The sequence below is a fragment of the Sphingomonas sp. genome, from assembly GCF_048595155.1.
In the GTDB taxonomy this organism is placed as follows: Bacteria; Pseudomonadota; Alphaproteobacteria; order Sphingomonadales; family Sphingomonadaceae; genus Sphingomonas_I.
This window is the reverse complement of record NZ_JBMDXN010000022.1, coordinates 1-8,496: the sequence shown is the minus strand read 5'-3', so window position 1 is coordinate 8,496 and position 8,496 is coordinate 1. Positions and strand designations below refer to the sequence as shown.

General features: G+C 66.4%; 9 protein-coding genes. 8 read left to right on the top strand and 1 reads right to left on the bottom strand.

Translation table 11 applies throughout. The features are described from left to right. The first annotated feature begins 504 nt into the window (after positions 1-504). The 8 genes from sppA (at position 505) to ACOJSI_RS04215 (ending at position 8,085) form a co-directional block, all read left to right on the top strand. A complete protein-coding gene (sppA, locus tag ACOJSI_RS04250; protein WP_420137019.1) occupies positions 505-2,376 on the top strand; it encodes a signal peptide peptidase SppA in 1,872 nt (623 codons plus the stop codon). A gap of 102 nt (positions 2,377-2,478) precedes the next feature. After that, positions 2,479-3,711 carry a histidine--tRNA ligase gene (gene hisS, locus ACOJSI_RS04245; RefSeq protein WP_420137018.1) on the top strand — a complete coding sequence of 411 codons (1,233 nt, stop codon included), beginning with the start codon at positions 2,479-2,481 and terminating at the stop codon, positions 3,709-3,711. Then, positions 3,708-4,790 carry a peptide chain release factor 1 gene (gene prfA, locus ACOJSI_RS04240; RefSeq protein WP_420137017.1) on the top strand — a complete coding sequence of 361 codons (1,083 nt, stop codon included), beginning with the start codon at positions 3,708-3,710 and terminating at the stop codon, positions 4,788-4,790. The genes hisS and prfA overlap by 4 nt, the downstream gene beginning before the upstream one ends. A 10-nt stretch (positions 4,791-4,800) precedes the next feature. Next, positions 4,801-5,169: a hypothetical protein gene (locus tag ACOJSI_RS04235; protein ID WP_420137016.1), complete on the top strand. Its 369-nt coding sequence runs from the start codon at positions 4,801-4,803 to the stop codon at positions 5,167-5,169. Then, positions 5,166-5,564, top strand: a complete 399-nt coding sequence (locus ACOJSI_RS04230; protein ID WP_420137015.1) for a hypothetical protein — start codon at positions 5,166-5,168, stop codon at positions 5,562-5,564. The genes ACOJSI_RS04235 and ACOJSI_RS04230 overlap by 4 nt, the downstream gene beginning before the upstream one ends. Continuing rightward, the gene (gene prmC, locus ACOJSI_RS04225) at positions 5,561-6,379 is read left to right on the top strand and encodes a peptide chain release factor N(5)-glutamine methyltransferase (RefSeq protein WP_420137014.1); all 819 of its coding nucleotides are present in this window, start codon (positions 5,561-5,563) and stop codon (positions 6,377-6,379) included. The genes ACOJSI_RS04230 and prmC overlap by 4 nt, the downstream gene beginning before the upstream one ends. A gap of 274 nt (positions 6,380-6,653) precedes the next feature. Further along, positions 6,654-7,571: a DUF4167 domain-containing protein gene (locus tag ACOJSI_RS04220; RefSeq protein ID WP_420137013.1), complete on the top strand. Its 918-nt coding sequence runs from the start codon at positions 6,654-6,656 to the stop codon at positions 7,569-7,571. Positions 7,572-7,659: 88 nt separating this feature from the next. Next, entirely contained in the window at positions 7,660-8,085 is a 426-nt protein-coding gene (locus ACOJSI_RS04215) for a CBS domain-containing protein (RefSeq protein WP_420137012.1), read from the top strand. Here the strand turns inward: ACOJSI_RS04215 and ACOJSI_RS04210 are convergent. After that, positions 8,070-8,393, bottom strand: coding sequence for a hypothetical protein (locus tag ACOJSI_RS04210; protein ID WP_420137011.1), 324 nt, complete (start codon positions 8,391-8,393; stop codon positions 8,070-8,072). The genes ACOJSI_RS04215 and ACOJSI_RS04210 overlap by 16 nt on opposite strands. Positions 8,394-8,496: the final 103 nt, after the last annotated feature.

The following is an 8,496-nucleotide window of genomic DNA, read 5'->3' as shown; positions in this document are numbered from 1 at the left end:
ACCCGTCACCCCAGCGCAGGCTGGGGTCCACGAACCCCACACCCCGCCCAGCCGCCAGGGGATCGACCGCCCAACCCCTCCGCCCCCGCAGCCTCCTAACCACAGCCCGCGGAAAGGCTCATGGATGCCAGCCTGCGCTGGCATGACGGTGGCTTTGGACCACACCCGTCACCCCAGCGCAGGCTGGGGTCCACGATCCCACACCATGCTCAGCCGCCGGGGGACAGAAACCGCCCGACCCCTCCGCCACCCCTAGCCTCCTAACTATCGCCCGCGGAAAGGTTCATGGATGCCAGCCTCCGCTGGCACGACGGCGCTTGCACCACCCGCGTCACCCCAGCGCAGGCTGGGGTCCACGAACTCTACACCATGCCCAGCCGCCGGGGGAACAGAAACCGCCCGGCGCCGCCGCTCACAGCCAATGGCGCGCCGCCCCCACAGCGTCTACAGAAGGAGCCATTATCGAAGCGGCGGCGCCTCCTGCGCCGCAGGAGTATACGGGCGATGCGGGTTTTGGGTGGGCTGTGGAAGCTGCTGGTGGGCGTCAAGGATGCGCTCGCCTTGCTCCTGCTTCTGATCTTCTTCGGCTTCCTGTCGGCCCTGCTCAGCGTGCGGCCGAACCCCAAACTGCCGACCAGCGGCGCCTTGCTCGTGCGGCTCAATGGCACGCTGGTGGAACAGCCGTCGGAGGCAAGCCCGCTCGCTCTGGTCTCCGGCGATGGCCCGGCCACGCGCGAATTTCGCCTGCGCGACGTCGTGCGCGCCATGCAGCTCGGCGCCAAGGATCCTGCCGTAAAGGCGGTCGTGCTCGACCTGGATTCCTTCGTCGGCGGTGGCCAGGCGGCGATCGCCGCGGCGGGGCAGGCGGCCGACATGGTCCGCGGCTCCGGCAAGCCGGTGCTGGCCTATGCCACGGGTTATAGCGACGACAGTTATCAGCTCGCCGCCCACGCCAGCGAGGTGTGGCTCAACCCGCTCGGCGCGGTTTTGCTCACCGGGCCTGGTGCGCCGCAGCTTTACTATAAGGGCCTGCTCGACAAGATCGGCGTAACCACCCACGTCTATCGCGTCGGCAAGTTCAAGTCCGCGATCGAACCCTATACCCGCACCGATCAGTCGCCGGAAGCGCGCGCCGCCAATCAGGCGCTCGTCGATGCCTTGTGGGGTAGTTGGCAGCAGGATGTCACCCAGGCGCGGCCGCGCGCGCAGGTCGCCACCTATTCGGCGGATCCCAATGCCGCCCTGACCGCGGCCGCAGGCGATAGCGGCCAGGCTGCCCTGCGTGCGGGCTTGGTCGACAAGCTCGGCGATCGCATCGCCTTCGGTCAGCGCGTCATCGCCCTGGCGGGCGCGGACGGCACCGGCCAGCCCGGCGCCTTCACCACCTTGTCGCTCGATCGCTATCTCGCCGCCCATCCCGAACAGGCCGGCAGCGTCGGCGTGCTCACCATCGCCGGTGAGATTGTCGACGGCACCACCGGCCCCGGCAAGGCCGGCGGCGAGACGATCGCGCGCCTGCTTGGCGAAGAGCTCGGCAAGCGCCGCATCAAGGCGCTGGTCGTCCGTGTGGATTCGCCCGGCGGATCGGTCACGGCGTCCGAACGGATCCGCAGCGCCATCCTCGCTGCCAGGGGACGTGGTATCCCGGTCGTCGTGTCGATGGGCTCGGTGGCGGCGTCGGGCGGCTATTGGGTCTCGACCCCGGGTGCTACCATCTTCGCCGAACCTTCCACCATCACCGGTTCGATCGGCGTGTTCGGCATCATCCCGACCTTCGCCGGCTCGCTCCAGAAGCTGGGACTGTCCGCAGACGGTGTCGCGACCACGCCCTTGTCCGGTCAGCCGGACGTATATCGCGGCACCTCGCCCGCCTTCGATGCGCTGATCCAGACGGGCATCCAGAGCGTCTATGGCCGCTTCGTTGGCCTGGTCGCCCAGTCGCGTCGCCTCAGCCCGCAGCGCGTGGATGAGATTGGCCAGGGCCGGGTGTGGGCGGGCGGCGTCGCGCGCCAGATCGGCCTGGTCGATCGTTTCGGCACGCTCGACGATGCCGTCGCCTTCGCCGCCGGTTTGGCCAAGCTCAAGGGGGCCGATGCTCGCCCGCGCTGGATCGAGCAGGATGCCGCAAGCTGGAAGACGCTGCTACGCGACTTCACCCAGAAGGATCAGGCGGGCGGGGATGCGGCGGTCGATCCGTGGACGCGCATCGCGCATCGGCCGCAGGAATTGCTGGCCCGTGCGCTCGTCGATGCCCAGGCGCTCGCTTATGGCCCGGCGATCCAGGTCCGCTGCATCGAATGCGGCGCGGCCGAGCCCGCCCAGGCGCCGACGCGCACCGGCCTCACGGCGTTGCTCGCCCGCCAGTTCGGTCTGTAGCCGCCCCCGGCATGGCCGGGGCTGCATCGGCAAGACCTCGCGCGCTACCCCTTGGTTATGGGTATCGCGCCCTCCCAACTTATCCATTAGAGCCCTGATCCAATGGCAAAGATCGAAACTCCCCGGCCCATTCGCGGCACTCAGGACATGCTCGGCGAACAGGCAGCGCGCTTCGGCCACGTCGTCGACACCTTCGATCGCGTGCGTAAGTTGTACGGCTTCGGCCGCGTTGAGACGCCTGTGTTCGAGGCGACCGCCGTCTTCTCGCGTTCGCTGGGCGAGACCACCGATGTCGTTTCCAAGGAAATGTACACGTTCGAGGATCGCGGTGGCGACAGTCTGACGCTGCGTCCGGAGTTCACCGCGGGCATTGCGCGCGCCTTTTTAACCGAGGGTTGGCAGCAATTTGCCCCCCTCAAGGTCGCCACGCATGGCCCTCTGTTCCGCTATGAACGCCCGCAGAAAGGCCGTTTCCGCCAGTTCCATCAGCTCGATGCGGAGATTATCGGCGCTGCCGAACCCGCTTTTGACGTCGAACTTCTCACCTTCGCCGACCAGCTTTTGCACGAATTGGGCGTCGCCGAGGGCGTGACGTTGCAGCTCAATACGCTGGGGGACAGCGCCACACGCGAGGCTTGGCGCCAGGCTTTGATCGCCCATTTCGAAGGCGCGCGCGATGCCCTGTCGGAGGAAAGCGTCGATCGTCTCGCCAAGAATCCGCTGCGGATCCTCGACAGCAAGGATCCGCGCGACCGCCCGATCGCCGATGCGGCGCCGGAAATCGACGCGCATATGTCGTCCGAAGCGGGCGCTTTTTTCGAGGCGGTGACCAAGGGATTGGATGCCGCCGGCGTCCGATGGACGCGCAATGCCCGCCTCGTGCGCGGCCTCGATTATTACCGTCACACCGCCTTCGAATTTGTCACCGATCGCCTTGGCGCGCAGGGCACCGTGCTGGGTGGCGGCCGCTATGACGGTCTGATCGAGACGTTGGGCGGCCCCCACACCCCCGCCGTCGGCTGGGCCGCGGGCATTGAGCGCCTCGCCATGCTGATCGAAAAGCCCGCCGAGGTACGCGATTTCGTCGCGATCGTGGTCGAGAAAGACGCCGCGCAAACCGACGGAATTGCCGCCGCCGCCACACTCCGGCGCGCCGGAATCGCCGTCGAACTGGTCGCTTCGGGGTCGCCCAAAAAGCGGTACGACCGCGCCATGAAGCTGTCGCCGGGGGCTATCCTGTCCTTGGATCGCACCGAAACCGGGCCTTCGCAGCGGTTCAAATCGCTCGGCGGCAATGTCGGCGACGTCGAAGGCGTGCTGGCCAAACGCGCATGATCACGATTCCGCTCGACCGCATTCGCCAGATCGAGGCGCGCCGCGATGAGCTGTCGGCGTCGATGGCGCGCTCCGATCTGGCCGCCGATCAGTTCGTCAAACTCTCCAAGGATTATGCCGAACTGGAGCCGGTGGCGCAGGCCGCGACCGCCGTCCGCGAGCTGCGCCAGGAGCAGGAAGCCCTCTCCCGCATGCTGGAAGAGGAAGGCGGCGACCCCGAATTGAAGACGATGGCGGCGGACGAACTGACCGATTTGCGCGCGCGCCTGGAAGCCGCCGACCGCAAATTGGCGCTCGCTTTGCTGCCCAAGGATGCGGCCGACGAGCGCTCCGCCATCCTCGAAATCCGTGCCGGCACTGGCGGCGACGAGGCGGCTTTGTTCGCGGGCGACCTCTTCCGCATGTACCAGCGCTATGCCGATAGCCAGGGCTGGCGGGTCGAATTGATCTCCGCCTCCGCCGCCGAAATGGGCGGGTATAAGGAGGTCGTCGCCTCGGTCACGGGGCAGGGCGTGTTCGCCAAATTGAAGTTCGAAAGCGGCGTTCACCGCGTCCAGCGCGTGCCGGTGACGGAGAGCGGTGGGCGCATCCACACCTCGGCCGCGACGGTCGCGGTGTTGCCCGAAGCGGAGGAGGTCGATGTCGCGATCGACGAGGCGCGCGATCTGCGGATCGATGTCTATCGCTCCTCCGGCCCGGGCGGTCAGTCGGTCAACACGACCGACAGCGCGGTCCGCATCACCCATTTGCCGACCGGTCTGGTCGTGATCCAGCAGGACGAAAAGTCGCAGCACAAGAATAAGGCCAAGGCCTTGAAAGTGCTGCGCGCCAGGCTCTACGAACAGGAACGCTCGCGCTTGGCGGATGAGCGGGCGGGGGCGCGCAAATCCATGGTGGGTTCAGGCGATCGCAGCGAACGTATCCGCACCTACAATTTCCCGCAGGGCCGTGTGACCGACCACCGCATCAACCTGACACTGCACCGCCTGCCGGAAATTCTGGGAGGGCAGATGGACGAATTGCTGGGGGCGCTGATCGCGGAGGATGAGGCCAGCCGCCTGGCCCAGCTGTCCGAATAGAGTGCAGGTGGTGACGTTGGCCCTCCTCGCCGCGGCCGCCTCCACCCCGCCCGCGCAGCCGCGCCTGCAGGACGTCTGGCGCAATGTGACCGGGGGCTGCGATCGGCCCGCCGATGGTGCGATCATCGTCTGCGGCCAGCGTGACCGGGAGTCGCCCTACCGCCTTCCCCGCGCCTTGCGCGACCAGGGTTTCGACCCCGATGGCCCCGTCGACAGCGTCTCACGCGAGCGCCACAAATTGATGGAAGGCGGCGAGTCCGGCATCCATTCCTGCAGCAATACCGGGGCCGGCGGTTGGACCGGCTGCATGCTCCAGGATTGGGAGCGTTCCAACCAGCAGCATGGCTATCAAGAGCGCTCGGGTGGGCCCAAGCGATGATAGCGTTGCTGTTGTTCGCCCTGCTTGGGGTGGAGGGGCCGCCGACGACTAAGCCCAAGATGGGGCCGATCGAGAAAGAGCATAAGATGGTGGTCGACGCGGTGCGCGGCTGCCCGGAGGCGGTGACCGAGGATGAGATCGTGGTCTGCTCCAACGATCGCGGCATCGCCGAGGGCTATCGCCTGCCCAAGTTGGATCCGCGCTTCGACATGACGGTCGACCAGAAGGGCCGTGGCGCGCTGACCGACCGCAGCCTGGGGGCAGGCGGAGTCGGCTCCTGTTCGGCCACGGGCGCGGGCGGATCGACGGGGTGCTCGCTGCGCGGGATCAACAATTGGGCCGAAGAGCAGCGCCGCCGGAAGGCCGCCGAGCGCGCCTATCAGGACCCCAATTGAACGTCGCGCAAACGCTCCAGCAGGCAGCGCGCGATCTGGCGGGGGTGAGCGATACGCCGCGGCTGGATGCGGAATTGCTATTGGCGCATGCCATGGGAATCAGCCGGGAAGCGCTGCTGCTCGGTCCGCCCGATGCGACGGTGCCGGAAGCTTTTCGTGACTTGGTCGCACGGCGCCTCAAGGACGAACCGGTCGCCTACATTGTCGGCCACCGCGCCTTCTGGACGATCGAGCTCCTGGTGACGCCGGCGGTGCTGATCCCGCGGCCCGATAGCGAGACGCTGATCGAGGCTGCGATCGCGCATTTCGGGACGCGCGCGCCGCAGCGCATCCTGGATCTCGGCACCGGATCGGGCGCGCTGTTGCTGGCGGCGCTGGATCATTGGCCGCAGGCGCAGGGCCTGGGTATCGACCAGAGCGTAGCGGCGCTGGCGGTGGCGCGCGCCAATGCCGATCGGCTCGGCCTTGCGCCACGGGCGCGCTTCGCAGAGGCGGGATGGGAGACCGCGGCCGACGGCGGCTATGATCTGGTGCTGTGCAACCCGCCCTATATCGAAGCCGGGGCCGAACTGCCCGCGCAGGTGGTCGGCCACGAACCGCCATCCGCGCTGTTCGCGGGCGCGGACGGACTGGAGGATTATCGCCATATCGCACCGGCCCTGGCGCTTCCGCCAGACGGTGTTGCCTGTATCGAAATCGGAGCGACGCAGGCGCGCGCCGTCCGTGGTTTGTTCGAAGCGGAAGGCTTCCTGACCCATGTTAAGCGCGATCTTGCCGGGCATGACCGATGCGTCGTCGTGACAAACATTGGGTGATTTCCCCTTGGAATTAGGCAGGCGAGTGTCTAAATGGACTTAGGAATTGGGGCGTCGCGATGACGCAGACCCCCCGAAACCACTCCCCAGGGCTTGGCCGCCGGTCGCGGCGTCTCGGGCAAGAGACACGGGATGCCGCGCATTCATCTGCGCGCCCCGGACTCACCGAACGGAGTGGTGATCGAGTTCGCGGACGAGAGTGTCCGGGATAACCGCCGGGGAAGTTCCGGTTTGGAGTGGTGATAGTTCCACCAGTGACGAGGATTAGACGAAGTTGATCAACAATCGTCAGAACGGTCGCCGACGCGGCCGTGGCGGGCAACAGGCGCGTAATGGTCAGCCTGGTGCTCCCGATCGTGGTAGCCGTCTCGACAACCGCGCGCGTGGTAACGCGGCCCAGTTGCTCGAGAAGTACAAGACCCTCGCGCGCGATGCGCAGATGCAGGGCGACCGCGTAAACACCGAATATTATCTCCAGTTCGCGGATCATTATTTCCGCGTGCTCAGCGAGAATCGCGCCCGCTTCGAAGAGCAGCGCCCGCCTGCGCGCCAGAACGACAATCGTGACGATTTCGGCGGCGAGGACGAGGGTAGCGAGGCGCCGCGCGCCTATCAGGGCCGCGACGATCAGAATGCCGACGATGGCTGGGAAGATGGCGATCAGCAGCCGGAGCAGCGTGCCTACGCGCCGCGCGGCGAACGTCAGGAGCGCGGCGACCGCACGGATCGCCAGGGCCGGGGTGACCGCCAGGATCGCGGCGAGCGTTCCGATCGCGGTGACCGTCAGGACCGTGGTGACCGTCAGGACCGGGGCGAGCGTCAGGAGCGCGCCGAACGGCAGGATCGTCCAGATCGGTCCGATCGCCAGGAGCGTATGGTTCAGGCCGACGGCAATGACGAGGGCGGCGAGAATGCCCCGCGTGAGGCGGCGCCGCGTGCGGCCCGCGAAGGTGGTACGCGCAGCCGGCGCGGCGGCGGCAATGCGGCGGCTGCCAACGGCAATGTCGGATCGAACGGCTTTGCCGCCCCCGATTTCCTGAACGCGCCTTTGTCGCCGCGCTTTGATTTGGACGCGCCGGAAGCGGAAGAGGCTCCTGCGGCCGAAGCCGCTGCCGAGGCGGAGGCACCCGCGCCGAAGCCGCGGCGGACGCGTCGCCCCCGTGCGGAGACCGCACCGGTAGACGCCCAATAGGATGTAACGTCGCTTCCCTTCACTTGCCTAAAGTGGAATCATCGGGTTTCGACCCGACTCCAGATCGGGCAAGTGAAGGAGAGGCGGCATGACGCTTGCGACTATTCTCCAGCAGCGCTCGGGCGATGTGATCAAGGTCACGCCCGACACACCGGTCCGATCCGTGATCCAGCTGCTTGCCGATAACCGTATCGGCGCCGTCCCCGTCATCGAGAATGATGAGGTGATCGGCATCATGTCCGAACGAGACGTGATCTATTCGCTCCGCAAGGATGGAGCCGACGTTCTTGATTGGCCGGTGGAGCGCGTGATGACGCAGCCGGCGATCACCGTAGACTCCTCGCTAAGCCCCCTGGTTGGTCTGTCGCTGATGACGCGGCGTCGGATTCGTCACCTACCTGTTGTCGAGAATGGGCAACTGATCGGATTCGTATCGATCGGTGACCTCGTGAAGATGCGGATTGAGGGCATTGAGAGCGAGGCGGAGGCCATGCGCGCCTACATCGCCAGCTGATTCTGGGGAGCGGGGCGGATGATTCTGATGCCGGGCGGCCGCCGCGAGGCGCCACCGAGGCCGCCTAGACCCGGAAATGACACATGGAAATTGGCGGATTTCCGGTGATTTTTGAGGCGCTTCAGATTTTGCGCAACAAAATTGCCATTTTGCAGTTGACGGTCGGCGAGCCCCCGCATAGATAAGCCCTCGTCAACGGCGCTTCGCTCTTCAGCGGAACGCGGTTTACCGCCAAATCGGTAACACTCCTCCTTCTCTTGCAAAAGAGGAGATGGAAAGTTGCCGGTTAGCGGTTTGCTCTTTCTCATTGTTGGATTGATGAAGGGACATGTGGGCGGCGGCCCCGGGTCCGACGGCTTCAAGGCGTCGGGTGCTCGGTAAACTTATGCCGTTCCAATGAGTCTCGATCGG